The sequence below is a fragment of the Dyadobacter subterraneus genome (assembly GCF_015221875.1).
Lineage (GTDB): Bacteria > Bacteroidota > Bacteroidia > Cytophagales > Spirosomataceae > Dyadobacter > Dyadobacter subterraneus.
The window spans coordinates 5,441,810-5,454,987 of record NZ_JACYGY010000001.1 but is presented as its reverse complement, the minus strand read 5'-3'; the positions used below and the strand labels follow the sequence as shown (position 1 = coordinate 5,454,987).

General features: G+C 38.7%; 12 protein-coding genes. 6 read left to right on the top strand and 6 right to left on the bottom strand.

Features of this window, described 5'->3' with window-relative positions; translation table 11 throughout:
* Positions 1-20 precede the first annotated feature (20 nt).
* Positions 21-1,286, top strand: coding sequence for an exo-beta-N-acetylmuramidase NamZ family protein (locus IEE83_RS22850; RefSeq protein WP_194122798.1), 1,266 nt, complete (start codon positions 21-23; stop codon positions 1,284-1,286).
* Between the two features lie 348 nt (positions 1,287-1,634).
* Here the strand turns inward: IEE83_RS22850 and IEE83_RS22845 are convergent, their stop codons facing one another.
* The 4 genes from IEE83_RS22845 to IEE83_RS22830 form a co-directional block, all read right to left on the bottom strand.
* A complete protein-coding gene (locus tag IEE83_RS22845) occupies positions 1,635-2,135 on the bottom strand; it encodes a hypothetical protein (RefSeq protein WP_194122797.1) in 501 nt (166 codons plus the stop codon).
* Positions 2,136-2,942: 807 nt separating this feature from the next.
* Positions 2,943-3,374: a hypothetical protein gene (locus IEE83_RS22840; protein ID WP_194122796.1), complete on the bottom strand. Its 432-nt coding sequence runs from the start codon at positions 3,372-3,374 to the stop codon at positions 2,943-2,945.
* Positions 3,375-3,415: 41 nt separating this feature from the next.
* A complete protein-coding gene (locus tag IEE83_RS22835; RefSeq protein ID WP_194122795.1) occupies positions 3,416-3,556 on the bottom strand; it encodes a hypothetical protein in 141 nt (46 codons plus the stop codon).
* 181 nt (positions 3,557-3,737) lie between these two features.
* Positions 3,738-4,085, bottom strand: a complete 348-nt coding sequence (locus tag IEE83_RS22830; protein ID WP_194122794.1) for a hypothetical protein — start codon at positions 4,083-4,085, stop codon at positions 3,738-3,740.
* 213 nt (positions 4,086-4,298) lie between these two features.
* Here IEE83_RS22830 and IEE83_RS22825 point away from each other — a divergent pair, with 213 nt between their 5' ends.
* The 5 genes from IEE83_RS22825 (at position 4,299) to IEE83_RS22805 (ending at position 11,178) form a co-directional block, all read left to right on the top strand.
* A complete protein-coding gene (locus IEE83_RS22825) occupies positions 4,299-6,452 on the top strand; it encodes a TonB-dependent receptor (protein WP_194122793.1) in 2,154 nt (717 codons plus the stop codon).
* A gap of 95 nt (positions 6,453-6,547) precedes the next feature.
* The gene (locus tag IEE83_RS22820) at positions 6,548-7,201 is read left to right on the top strand and encodes a hypothetical protein (protein WP_194122792.1); all 654 of its coding nucleotides are present in this window, start codon (positions 6,548-6,550) and stop codon (positions 7,199-7,201) included.
* A 38-nt stretch (positions 7,202-7,239) separates the two neighbouring features.
* A complete protein-coding gene (locus tag IEE83_RS22815; RefSeq protein ID WP_228101935.1) occupies positions 7,240-8,307 on the top strand; it encodes a sensor histidine kinase in 1,068 nt (355 codons plus the stop codon).
* Positions 8,308-8,331: 24 nt separating this feature from the next.
* Positions 8,332-9,084 carry a LytR/AlgR family response regulator transcription factor gene (locus IEE83_RS22810; protein ID WP_194122791.1) on the top strand — a complete coding sequence of 251 codons (753 nt, stop codon included), beginning with the start codon at positions 8,332-8,334 and terminating at the stop codon, positions 9,082-9,084.
* A gap of 354 nt (positions 9,085-9,438) precedes the next feature.
* Positions 9,439-11,178 (top strand): thiamine pyrophosphate-dependent enzyme, encoded by a 1,740-nt coding sequence (locus IEE83_RS22805; protein ID WP_194122790.1) that lies wholly within the window; start codon positions 9,439-9,441, stop codon positions 11,176-11,178.
* A gap of 94 nt (positions 11,179-11,272) precedes the next feature.
* Here IEE83_RS22805 and IEE83_RS22800 read toward each other — a convergent pair whose 3' ends face one another.
* Entirely contained in the window at positions 11,273-12,688 is a 1,416-nt protein-coding gene (locus IEE83_RS22800; RefSeq protein WP_194122789.1) for an arylsulfatase, read from the bottom strand.
* A gap of 54 nt (positions 12,689-12,742) precedes the next feature.
* Positions 12,743-13,102 carry a winged helix-turn-helix transcriptional regulator gene (locus IEE83_RS22795; protein WP_194122788.1) on the bottom strand — a complete coding sequence of 120 codons (360 nt, stop codon included), beginning with the start codon at positions 13,100-13,102 and terminating at the stop codon, positions 12,743-12,745.
* Positions 13,103-13,178: the final 76 nt, after the last annotated feature.

Sequence of the window (13,178 nt, the reverse complement as noted above, 5' to 3'; positions counted from 1 at the left end):
TTCCTAAATCCATAATTTTCATGAAAAGAATAATTCTTGCGCTGAGTTTTTTTGCTTGTGCCGGTATCATAACGACCAGTTGTGCGAGCACCTCAGGAAGTAAAAGTCCGTTTTTGGCCTCTTCTGATTCACTGGAAAGTCATAGTTCACCGGTTGCCAAATCGGTCATCACCGGCGCAGACCAAACGTCAGAATATCTTAAATATCTGAAAGGAAAACGTATCGCCATGGTCGTCAATCAGACTTCCATTATTGGCAAAACACCCAGCGTGGATAGCTTACTTGCGCTCGGAATAAACATTGTGAGGATTTTTGGTCCTGAACACGGGTTTCGGGGAAATGCCAGTAATGGCGCCAAAGTAAGTGATGAAACGGATCCGAAAACAGGTATTTCGGTTGTCTCACTTTATGGAAAATATAAAAAGCCAAGCAAGGAACATCTTGCCGATATTGATCTGGTAATATTTGATATTCAGGATGTTGGGTGTCGTTTTTACACCTACATCAATACGTTGGATCATGTGATGGAGTCCTGCGCTGAAAATAATAAAGAATTGATGATTTTGGATCGTCCGAATCCGAATGGTTATGTTGTGGACGGTCCGATTCTCGAAGATCATTTACATTCGGGGATCGGAATGCACAAAATTCCGATTACACACGGCATGACAATGGGTGAATTTGCTCAAATGCTGAACGGCGAAAAATGGTTGCCTGGTCAGTTACAATGCAAGCTGAAAATTATAAAAGTAGCTAACTATGACCATGATACGCCCTATGAATTACCTGTTTTTCCATCGCCAAATCTAAACAGTCAGCAATCTATTTTGCTGTATCCAAGTATTTGTCCTTTTGAGGGGACCATAGTAAGTCAGGGAAGAGGAACCTATATGCCATTTACTGTTCTGGGTGCTCCATTGTTGAAAGGGAAATATGATTTTTCTTTTATGCCGAAAAGTATTCAGGGCATGAGTGAGACGCCGTTGCACCAGAATCAGGATTGTTATGGCCTGGATTTGAGAAAATATGATATCGCTTCTTTAAGAAAAAGTAAGCAGATCAATCTGAAATGGCTTATTGAAATGTATAAGGCTTATCCGGATAAGGAGAGATTTTTTGATATGTCGCAAAGCAAACAAATGGGGAATTTCGACAAACTGGCGGGTACTGAAAATCTGAAAAAACAGATTATTGCAGGCACATCGGAAGCTGAAATTCGGAAAAGCTGGGAGCCGGGATTAACTGATTACAAGAATATGCGGAAGAAATATTTGTTGTATCCCTGAAATAATTAGTAAAAGAAAAGTAACAAAAAACCCCTGAGGCATAGTCTTAGGGGTTTTTAAATTTACTCAACGAGATTAGATATTATTTTGTCAGATATCGAAACATCTTTTATAATTAATGTGAGAAATATTTGTAGGTCTATATACCTTTGGCCGTATCTACGTTTTTTTTACCAACGTTAGATCATTTGGATGAAAATAAATTAGAAATATTTTCACACCACATATATCTAATTGATAATGAAGTATTTAAATCTTTGATTAATTTAAAATAATTAGCCAGCCTTACTTTTTCAGTAAAGTAGTCTTAATTAATACGAAGATCTGAGGGTATTAATGAGAAATTAATCAAAACTTGGCGCTCAACACTTTTGTATCACAACCAACCGCTCCATTATTCACAAATCCAACACTTACATCTGTAATTTTCGTAGACTTACCAGCGGGCAGGTCTTTTTTTATTGTGATAACCTTCGTCGTCAGGGCTTCCTGCGTGTCAGATAAATATTTGAACTCCACTTCGATACTCTTGGCAGGTTTGCTGGCTTTGTTTTCAACAAGTAGATTATGAATAGCAATTCCACCAACGGAATGCCATTCGTTTTCAATTATTTTAAATTCATCCTGAATTTTGCTTTTCAACGCTGCATCGGCAAGACTAAGTGAATCTTTTTCCCCTAACACAGTCGTTACGGACTCAATCTCTTTGTCTTTTTGAAGAAAATCAAGCTGTTTGTAATAATAAAGAATGTAAAAAAAAGCACATATAGGCACTATTGCACTTATCCATTTAAGCCACTCAATTGCTAGTTTTTTGAATTTGGCACTTTTTCGTTTTCTTGACGGCATTTTATTCGAATTGCGGTGAGAGAATTACAAATAAAAGCATCTTACGTAGTAAGAATACTATGTTGTGTCAAATTTTTAAGGAAATGCGGATAATTTTTTTAGTCCTGGGAATGGAAGGGGAGTATTTAGAGAAAAATTGATTTATGCAGTAGTAACGATTTTTAAGAAACTAAAAGGTATTTGTATGGAGATTACCACCATACATATTCTAAAATATTATAAAGGACAAAAACCAGTATTGAAAAAGCAATTAATGAAACAATAATTCTCCACCGGCCTGTATAACCAGGCTGGCCGTCACGCGAATTCTCCATGATATTCCAAATATTGTAGAGGTAATAGTAAAATACTTTTTCTTCTATTTATAAGCAGAATCACCTATTCTGACAATTTATTAGCGGGTGTATACTATGATCCAGGAAATTGGTATTCTGTTAACAAACGGTGACACAAGGTTAGTTTTTTATGTTGTGTCGCCCAAACCGTTAAATAAGTTTTGTTTTAAAATTGATGGATTTGTCGTATTAATATGATATGTCGCTATAAAACTAATTGGAATAATATTATAATTATAAAATTTAATTGTCTTTATTTTATTAGTGTCTGCTTCTGGCTGATATCAGGTTGTGGAAGTGTTACTTTGATGATTTTAATTGTGCTTTTAAAAGATAATGACGCGGTTAATACATGACATTCCTCATGTTCTCCCTAATTCCAATTGTCTTTACTGAATATAAAGGACCCGGCACATTTTCCTAGGAATTTTTCCTTGATACGCAGGAATTCTGTTCTAATGATCGGGTTGGATTAAAGCAAAGCGCCATACAATTCATTTTTAATCAATTTTACATTATTCAACTGGGGTATGGCTAAAACTTTATCCCTGGGAACGACACCTCGGGAGATCCAGTTTTGTACGCGACTAACTTTTAAATTATGAAGTCGGGAGTAATCGGAAATTGTCATCCACTCATGCAGGTCATACTCTGCCCCGGCAACCACAATTTTAACATCATTTAATAAGTGAAGTTCGTTTATTGCATCTTTAATATCTTTTATTGTTTGACGTGCAGTCTCCTTAATTTCCTGCCAAAAAGGTTCAATTTCATTTTTTTCATCATCAGAAAGTAAATAATACCAATTTGAAAATTCAGAACGTATTTTTGGTATTTCTGAATTATCTGCTTTCTTTATTTTTGTCAGATAATCTTCAAGCCTATCTTTTACGTGATCTATCATCTTATTTCAATTATTTGATTACAGAAATTTTAACATTTCTCTTAGCTTATTGCCTCTTGTTTTAATTCTTCAAATTCCTCATCTGAAAATTGACCCAGGGGTAAGAGTAACAGTTGGTCCAGGTCAGTAAATCTTTGATTTATGATTTCCAATAATTCTTCTCTTCGACTTTTTTCTTTCATAATAGGTGTGTTGATTGCGAATATTCTCAAATGTAAAATACTTATACATTAAATTTTGTATATAAACTATACAGCAGTTTTTTAATTATGATTTTAGTTAGTTTTTGAAAAATATAAAACAACAAAGGGTTGATATTCTACAATATCAACCCTTTATCATTGCCTGTTTATCCCAAAAATATTAAGGTTTTTTCACCGCAGTCGTTGTATCAGGATATACAACGCCCCCCGTTGTAACTGTTTTTTTTCTTCTTCTCACGGTATATCCTGCCGTTGTATCAGCACCTGGTCGGCCTGTGCTGCTTCTGCTTCCATCAACAGTTCCGTTCGTATTGACATTTCCGTTGTCATTCAAAACCGGAGCATTTTCTTTTATCACCGGATCTTTTGATAGGTTCACCCTTTTTGAAGTATCCATAACCGTAACTCTTTTGGATGTTTTCTTTTTAGTGCCGTCCTGGGTTTGAGAAAAACAGATAGCCGGACTAATCAGTATTGCGATAAGAAAGAAATGTTTCAGCGCTTTCATGGTGTAATTGTTTAAATATCAGACAAGAAGATTCTTATCTTTAACTATTAAAAATATTATTCCAGTGAATGATTAGTCGGTTCGGGTTAATGATGATTCACTTTATCTCCATTTTTCTATACTTCATCCACCTCATCCTGCTTTTCGGTAAAGTTCAGTTTTTAAAGGATCTGTTATCAGCCAATTTTGACTTAAATCTAATGAACAGCCAGGATGAAAACGTTATTAATTTCCTTATCAATATTTTTTCTGACATTAAGTGCAAAGGCACAAACCACAATTTCCGGGAAGATTTCTGACCAGAAAGGTGCCGCAATGCCGGGTGCCAATATATTGATAAAAGGTACTTACGACGGAACTTCTTCCGATGCGGACGGAAATTTTAAATTCGAAACAACGGAAACCGGAAAACAAATTCTGGTTTTTCAGGCCATGGGTTATAAACCACAGGAACGTGAAATCGAATGTGCAGGCCAGCCACTGAATTTCCAGATTTCCCTCGCCGAAAGCATTAATGTTTTAACCGCTGTGACGATAACCGCAGGAGCCATGGAAGCAAGTGATACCAAAAAAGCAGTTGTGCTCAAACCGCTGGATATTGTAACAACTTCCGGAGCGATGGGAAATATTACCTCAGCATTGCTGACACTTCCCGGAACTTCAACAGTGGGTAACGACGGCAGATTATTCGTAAGAGGTGGAGATGCTTCTGAAACTTCCATTTTCATAGACGGCTTACAGGTTGGAAATGCCTACGGAAGCACAGCGACAAATGTCCCGACACGTAACCGGTTCAGTCCCAATTTGTTCAAAGGATCGTTTTTCAGCACTGGGGGTTATTCTGCGGAATACGGCCAGGCACTGTCTTCCGCGCTTGCTTTGAATACGCTGGATCTGCCGCTACGCAATCAGGGCGATCTGAGTATTATGTCACTCGGAGGCGGCTATACACAAACTTTGGTTAGAGAAAATAACGCACTGACCGCCACAGCCAATTATTATAATCTGGCACCATATCAGTCATTTATTAACCAAAAATTTGATTGGGAAAAAAGTCCTTCGAGCTGGGATACAGAAGTTTCATTAAGACACAAATGGGGAAAAACGGGTTTCCTGAAAGCTTATGCCCATACGGAAGGAAGCAGTATGACGATCTGGCAACAAGTGCCGGGAGAATCGGGCAGGGGCGACCGGGTGCATATCAATAATCGCTATTCTTATGGAAATTTATCTTTTCGTCAATCCGGGAAACATGACTGGTTTTTCTACGGTGGACTGGCCTATTCACACAATCGGGATGCAATTAATCTCAATTATGTTCCTGTTCGTCAGGTTAATCAGCTGGGACATGCCAAAATTGTAGGCGTGAAAGATTTCAGTCCTCAGTTTTCTTTAAAAAACGGGATTGAATATTATTTAAAATCTTATTCGGAAGAATTGGTTGATGATCATCTCAAACGCAGTATCACAGATAATCAGCTTGTTCATTTTATCGAAACAGATTATTATTTCAGTAACCGTTTGATTTTTAGAGGTGGATTGAGAAGTGGATACAGCACAGCAGCAAAGCAATTCTGGATGGATCCAAGAGCTTCATTGGCTTACAAATTGAATAATCAGGGACAGTTTTCTATCGCCGCCGGGAAATTTCACCAGCTTCCGGATGAAAAGTTGAGAGTATTGCAAAACAATCTGCAAAATGCCGAGGCCAGTCATTATATCCTGAATTATTTTGTCGTCAATAATAACAGAACTTTCCGGGCGGAGGCATTTTATAAAACCTATAACAATTTGTCGACTTACAACGGAACGGATCTGACACCGGTAAACATCACACAAAACGGTTCCGGTTATGCAAGAGGAGCAGATTTATTTTACCGTGACAAGACAAGTTTTAAAAACACGGATTTCTGGATTACGTATAGTTTTGTGGACAGCAAACGCCAATATTCAGTTTACGAAACAAAAGTGCAGCCATCGTTCGCGCCAAAACATAATGGTTCTGTGGTTATCAAACATTTTGTAGTCGCGCTGAAATCGCAGCTTGGTACTTCGTGGTCGTGGAATAATGGCTATACCTACAACAATCCAAACGTTTCCGGAGAAATGCAGGGCAAAACAAAAGCGTATAGCGATCTGAGTATCAGTTGGAGTTATTTGCCAAGGCCTAACGTCATTCTCCACGCTTCCTGTTCCAATATTCTGGGAAGAAATAATGTATTTGGTTACAAATATTCAACACAGCCTGATGAAGCAGGTTCGTTTTCAAGAATTCCTGTCGGACAGGGTGCTACCAGAGTTCTTTTTGTTGGATTATTTATCACATTTTCTCATGACAAAAATGCCAATCAGCTGAATAATCTGTAACGACTTTGATATAGTTTTTACAAAACAAATCATACAAAAAATACTTGGTAATTAAATCATTACAATTTCTATCAGACCTTTAAATCAAACAATAAATGAAAAATTTGCTGTTAACTTTTGCCATAATTCTTTGTGCTGCCATGTCAATTTTCGCACAAGATTCCGCTTATCAAAAAGCCATGAAAAAGGAAATCGAAAAGCTGAATGCTGCTGATTCTCTGAATAAATTCCAGCAATCTGCCAATGGTTTTGCACGTATCAGTCAGCTGAATCCAAATGAATGGCAACCCTATTATTACAACGCACTTGCCTTAATTTATCAGGGACTTGACAATTCTTTGGACCTTACCAAAAAAGACGAAGCACTCGCAAAAGCGGAAGAACTGATCAAAAAAGCGGAGGCTATTTCTCCAAATAATTCAGAAATCGTAACGCTGGAAGGCTTTAAAATAATGGCAGAAGTCAATGCAGACCCGAACAGTCGCGGACAAAGTTTATCGGGTGCAGTCATGTCCACTTTTGGAAAAGCGATGAAAATGGATCCTCAAAATCCAAGAGCGGCACTTTTAATGGGACAAATGGAATTCGGATTGGCCAGATTTTTTAAATCCGGTACTGAAAAAGCATGTGGATTAGTCAAACAAAGTCAGGCTATATTTGCAGCCCAGGACGACGAAGCCCTGAAAGCAAAACTGGCGCCAACCTGGGGAAGACCGCTTGCCGAAAAGTCGGCAAAAGCTTGTCAGTAATACCTTGAAATATTACATTAGAAAAACCAATTGATCAAATGACATCTTCCATAAGAGGCTCAAAAAAATTCTGGAATTTTTCCCCGGCCTTTCTGGGTGTGAATTTGATTATTGCTGCCGTGCTCACGGTTTTAATCTGTCCTTCCTGCTTTTTTTCAATAAAAGGACTTTTGTTCGTAGCCAGTGACTTTTTCTATTCTTTCATTTTGTCATGTATTCTGAGTTACGGTGGTTTTCTGGCGGAATATTACTTTGACAAGAAAATGCCCTGGATTCAATATCCTGTCAAAAGGCTGATTTTGGAAAGTACGAGCTATGTGTTATATGTTTTCGTTACCAGCTATATCATTCTATTTTTAATCGAATTTCTGGTAAGACAGACTTTTTCGTTAGATAATATTCCCTGGGAATGGATCATGCTCCACACAAAATTACCCATGCAGATTTCCGTCATCATTGCATTTCTACTGATCAGTCGCTCATTTTTATTGGAATGGAGGAAATCCGCGATAGAAGCTGAACAATTGAAAACGCAGCAATATGCGCAACAATATCAAACGTTAAAGGATCAGCTGAATCCGCATTTTTTGTTTAACTCTTTCAATGTTTTGAGTAATCTGGTTTATGAAAATCCGGATACTGCGGCCAAATTTATAAAACAGCTGTCAAAGATATATCGTTATGTTTTGGAGGTTCAGCAGGAGAAAGTGGTTAAACTTTCCAGTGAACTGGAATTTGCCGAAAACTTTCTCTCGCTTCAAAAAATCAGGTTCGAAGAAGGTTTGCAATATCAGATTAACGTAAACCCTAAAACTGATTTTTATCTCCCGCCGCTTTCATTGCAAATGTTACTTGAGAACGCAATCAAGCATAACATCGCATCCATGGCCAATCCTTTGCACATTGAGATTTCGCTTGAAAAAAATCAGCTGATCGTAAAAAATAACCTGCAACTGAAAAGCAGTTTGTCGGAAGAATCAACCGGAATCGGACTTTCCAATATCCGCAAACGGTATGAGCTGCTTAATAACGAGCAGGTTTTGATTGAAGAAACAAGTGATTTTTTTATTGTGAAACTGCCTTTAATTGAAAATCCACTAATATAATTCCGCCAGACAATTTTAGAAAAAATGCGAATACTGATCATTGAAGATGAAAATATGGCGGCGCGTCGCCTGATCAAACTGATCAACGATTTTATACCAAATTGTGAGATTTTTGGAAATCTGGACACGGTAACTTCGGCTGTGGATTGGCTGAATAGTAATGCCCAACCAGATATTATTTTCCTAGATATTCAACTTGCGGATGGAATAAGTTTTGAGATTTTTGAACATATAAAAGTCACTTCTCCTATTATTTTTTGTACAGCATTTGATCAATATGCAATCAAAGCTTTCAAACTGAACAGTATCGATTATTTGTTAAAACCGGTTGATCCCGATGAATTAAAAAATGCTTTAAATAAATTTCAATCAGCAAGAAAAGCGCCGGAAATAACGCTCGATCAAATTCGTGTTTTATTACAACCTGTTCAAAAAGTATACAAAAACCGCTTTTTAGTAAAAATCGGAGAACGTATCCAGACAATCGCCATTGAAGAAATCGGGATATTTTACAGTGAAGACAAAGTGACTTTTTTAATGACCAGACAAGGCAAAAAATTCATCATCGATTATACACTTGACGAAGTAGAAAACCTGCTTGACCCGGAATTGTTTTTTAGGTTAAATCGAAAATATATCAGTTCGGTGGGAGCGATAAAAGGTGTTTTTACTTACTCAAACAGTCGCCTGAAAATCCAGCTTGAAAATTCGAACGATAACGATATTTTGATAAGTCGGGAAAAAATGGCTGCCTTTAAAAACTGGTTGGGCCAATAAAAGTAATAACCCCAGATTCATAGGATTTATAAATTTTCAAAGAAGCCGTTCGAGCCACCCGTCCTACGGATTTTTCTCCGTCGGACGGGTAATAAAAACCATCCCACACCAAAATTTCAAAACCTAACCTCTCTAAAAACCCCACATATCTACCTCAAATTCCATCATAAGTCCATTGAACTTCAAATCCTGTCGATAGAAATTTGCTCAAACTATCCGGCGATAATTGCGCATTCCCAACAATCATTAGTACATTAAAGTGTAATTGCTCAACATCAGGATAGCTGGAACGAAAGTTGAGTCCTTACTTTAAAGTGATCACTTTCAATATCTAAAAAACTAACACCTATCGATATGTCAAAGAAAGTAGCGGAACAACTGGCGGATATGCTTGTACAGGCAGGTATCAAAAGGATTTATGCGGTTACCGGCGACAGTTTGAATGAATTAAATGATGCAGTTAGAAGAAACCCGGCATTAAAATGGATACATGTGAGGCATGAAGAGGCCGGAGCATATGCAGCCGCCGCCGAAGCAGAACTTACCGGTTTGGCCTGTTGCGCAGGAAGCAGTGGCCCGGGGCACGTACATTTAATCAACGGACTTTATGACGCACACCGCGCCGGAGCGTCGGTTTTGGCGATTGCGTCAACCTGTGCTACGGTGGAATTTGGCAGCGGATATTTTCAGGAAACGAATACGATCAAGCTTTTTGATGATTGCAGTTATTACAATCAAATTGCTGCTACGCCGGCGCAATTGCCAAGAATGACACAAGCCGCGCTTCAACACGCCATTCAGCAAAAAGGCGTTGCAGTATTAGGTTTGCCGGGCGATGTTAGCGCAATGGATGCGGTTGAAAATGTGACGGCTGATAAAAATTATTTTTCCAAAGCATTGATCAGACCAGGTGATGAAGAACTTCTGGCATTGGCAAATCTGATCAACAAACATAAAAAAATCAGCATTTTCTGTGGAATCGGCGCTTCTGAGGCTCATGATGAAGTTGTGGAACTGGCGGCAATATTGAAGGCTCCGGTAGGATATTCTTTCCGTGGAAAAATGGGAATTCAATATGACAATCCTTATGAAGTTGGTATGACCGGCTTGCTGGGACTGCCTTCCGCATATCATGCCATGCACGAAAGTGAGCTCGTAATTTTACTTGGGACGGATTTTCCTTACACGCCTTTTATTCCTCAGGACAAAGTTTTAGTACAAATTGACACCCGCCCGGAAAGATTGGGAAGAAGAGCGAAACTGGAAATGGGTTTGCACGGCGATACAAAAACGACACTGAAAGCGCTTTTTCCACTTTTGAAAATAAAAGAAGACGACAGCTTTTTGAAAGCCCAGCTACATGTTTACGAAAAGGTAAAAGATCATTTGCATACTTATGTGAAGGACAAGGGCAAGAAAAATGCAATCCATCCCGAATCGGTGGCCGCTGAAATTGATAAACTTGCTACAAGCAACGCTATTTTCACCGTTGATACCGGTATGTGCTGCGTCTGGGCTTCCCGGTATATTCAGGCAACTGGCAAACGTAGTATGGTAGGATCTTTTACACACGGTTCAATGGCGAATGCCATGCCGCATGCGATTGGTGCGGCACTGGCTTGTCCGGATCGTCAGGTAGTTGCTTTTTGTGGTGATGGAGGAATTTCAATGTTGCTGGGAGATCTGGCGACGATTAAACAATACAATCTTCCGATTAAAATAGTTGTATTCAACAACCGTTCTTTGGGAATGGTAAAACTGGAAATGGAAGTAGCCGGATTGCCTGATTCTGAAACGGATATGGTAAATCCTGAATTTGCCTTAGTGGCCGAAGCGATGGGTATTAAAGGAATAACAATCAATGATCCGGATAATCTGGAAACAGGTTTACAGGAAGCATTTCTGCACAACGGCCCAGTTTTGGTCAATATCATGACTGATCCAAATGCGTTGGCAATGCCTCCGAAAATTGAAATGAAAATGGTTGGTGGTATGGCGCTTTCCATGACTAAATTAATACTGGGCGGGAAGTTTGAAGAAGTGTTGGACACTGTGAAATCAAACTACAAACATTTGGAAGATCTGCTGGATTAACAGTCGATTTTATATTTAAAAAAGGTTGTGTAAATCTCAAAATACGGATTTACACAACCTTTTTTATTTTCAATATATGCTGATAAAACCAATTTCAGTTTTTAGCAAAAGGAAACAAAACACTTTCCCGATGCGCCTCGCTCATATATTTTACCATTTTACTTACGATTTCAGTATTTTGAGACGCTACATTATTTTTCTCCGCCGGATCTTTTGACAGATCATAAAGCTCCGGAATTCCATCAGGATTTTTGTCAACTTCAAGTCTTATTGCTTTCCAATTTCCCATTTTTACAGCCTGTCTTCCGCCGCCTTCATGAAATTCCCAGTATAAATATTCGTGTTGTTTCTGGTTTGGCTTGCCAAGTAATTCATTGACAATCGAAAATCCGTCCGAATTTTTTGGTTTTGCTGCACCGGTGATTTCTGTAAATGTGGGCATAAGATCCCAGAATGCACCAACAAACTGACTTGTAGTATTTGCTTTAATTTTTCCCGGCCATTTCACGATAAATGGAACACGAATTCCACCTTCATACAAATCCCTTTTATTTCCTCTCAATCCCCCCGAACTATTAAAAAATTCCGGATCAGCACCGCCTTCACGATGTGAACCATTATCGCTGCTGAAAATGATGATCGTATTTTCTGTCAATCCCAGTTTGTCAAGTTTTTGCAAAATTTCACCCACATAAAAATCCATACGGCTTACCATCGCAGCATAAGTGGCATGTGCATCCGGCTCAGAAGCATAACCGGGAACGGTAGCGTCCGGACCATAATCATTTCCTTTGTATGGTTTTTCGGCCAATTTGCCTTTGTACATTTTCAGGAAAACATCATCCGGTCCCTGCAATTCTGCGTGCGGCAAAACTGTTGGCACGAAAAGAAAAAATGGCTTGTCTTTATTTCTATCAATAAAAGCCAGTGTTTTTTGCTGGATCAATTCTGGTGCGTAAACGGCTTTATGCTTTAAATCATTTCCGTCAAGAATTACTTTTTTATCATTATCCCAAAGATGCGTAGGGTAATAACGGTGCGATTGGCGCTGACAATTATATCCAAAAAACTGGTCGAAACCTTTTTTCGCCGGCTCGCCGGAAGTTCCGACCATACCCAATCCCCATTTCCCAAAAGCTCCAGTGACATACCCAGCTTTTTGAAGTAACTGTGCATAGGTTTCTATGGAATCCGGAAGCGGCTCCTGGCCTTCGGGCTGAATTTCCTTATTTCCTCTGATGTAAGTATGGCCTGTATGCTGACCGGTTAATAAAGAAGAACGGGAAGGTGCACAAACCGTAGTGCCGGCGTAAAAGTTGGAAAAAAGTTTTCCCTGTTTAGCCAGACGGTCAATATTGGGCGTTTTTATTATTTTTTGTCCATAAACCCCCAAATCTCCATAACCCAGATCATCAGCCAGAATGAAAACGATATTGGGCTTTTTATTTTGTCCGAAGGTTAATGTGGAAATTGCGATTAACCCGATTGCAAGCGATACTAATTTTTTCATAAATAAATTCTATACGCTGAATAAAGGAGAGCTGATGGCTTCCCTACCGGTTATTTAATGAATAACCTCATTTTGGGTAATTTTTGGATTCTGTTTTTCCAAATGTATATAACCCCATTTCCGCATTTCGTTAATGATGGGATAAATCGTTTCGCCATATTCTGTTAAATAGTATTCAACCCTTGGCGGCACTTCCGGGAAACTTTTTCTGATGATAATGCCGTCTTTTTCTAGCTCATCCAATTGTCTGGAAAGCATTCGTTCACTGATCGACGGCAAAGTTCTGCGCATTTCTCCAAAGCGGTTTCGGCCTTTTTTGATCATCACAATCAGCGTTGTTTTACATTTACCTTTGATAATGTTCAGGAAGACATCCGAAGGGCAAACGAATTCAACTTTTGGTACATCGTCCATAAATTTTTTTATGTTGATAGTCAGCATTACTATACAAAATGTCCGTTACGGTAATGAATGTAAGGTCTTGTAAAGC

Bases quoted from the DNA above. Each gene is read 5' to 3' on its own strand.
- IEE83_RS22850 (WP_194122798.1), top strand. From the start codon at position 21: ATGAAAAGAATAATTCTTGCGCTGAGTTTTTTTGCTTGTGCCGGTATC.
- IEE83_RS22845 (WP_194122797.1), bottom strand. From the start codon at position 2,135: ATGCCGTCAAGAAAACGAAAAAGTGCCAAATTCAAAAAACTAGCAATT.
- IEE83_RS22840 (WP_194122796.1), bottom strand. From the start codon at position 3,374: ATGATAGATCACGTAAAAGATAGGCTTGAAGATTATCTGACAAAAATA.
- IEE83_RS22835 (WP_194122795.1), bottom strand. From the start codon at position 3,556: ATGAAAGAAAAAAGTCGAAGAGAAGAATTATTGGAAATCATAAATCAA.
- IEE83_RS22830 (WP_194122794.1), bottom strand. From the start codon at position 4,085: ATGAAAGCGCTGAAACATTTCTTTCTTATCGCAATACTGATTAGTCCG.
- IEE83_RS22825 (WP_194122793.1), top strand. From the start codon at position 4,299: ATGAAAACGTTATTAATTTCCTTATCAATATTTTTTCTGACATTAAGT.
- IEE83_RS22820 (WP_194122792.1), top strand. From the start codon at position 6,548: ATGAAAAATTTGCTGTTAACTTTTGCCATAATTCTTTGTGCTGCCATG.
- IEE83_RS22815 (WP_228101935.1), top strand. From the start codon at position 7,240: ATGACATCTTCCATAAGAGGCTCAAAAAAATTCTGGAATTTTTCCCCG.
- IEE83_RS22810 (WP_194122791.1), top strand. From the start codon at position 8,332: ATGCGAATACTGATCATTGAAGATGAAAATATGGCGGCGCGTCGCCTG.
- IEE83_RS22805 (WP_194122790.1), top strand. From the start codon at position 9,439: ATGTCAAAGAAAGTAGCGGAACAACTGGCGGATATGCTTGTACAGGCA.
- IEE83_RS22800 (WP_194122789.1), bottom strand. From the start codon at position 12,688: ATGAAAAAATTAGTATCGCTTGCAATCGGGTTAATCGCAATTTCCACA.
- IEE83_RS22795 (WP_194122788.1), bottom strand. From the start codon at position 13,102: ATGGACGATGTACCAAAAGTTGAATTCGTTTGCCCTTCGGATGTCTTC.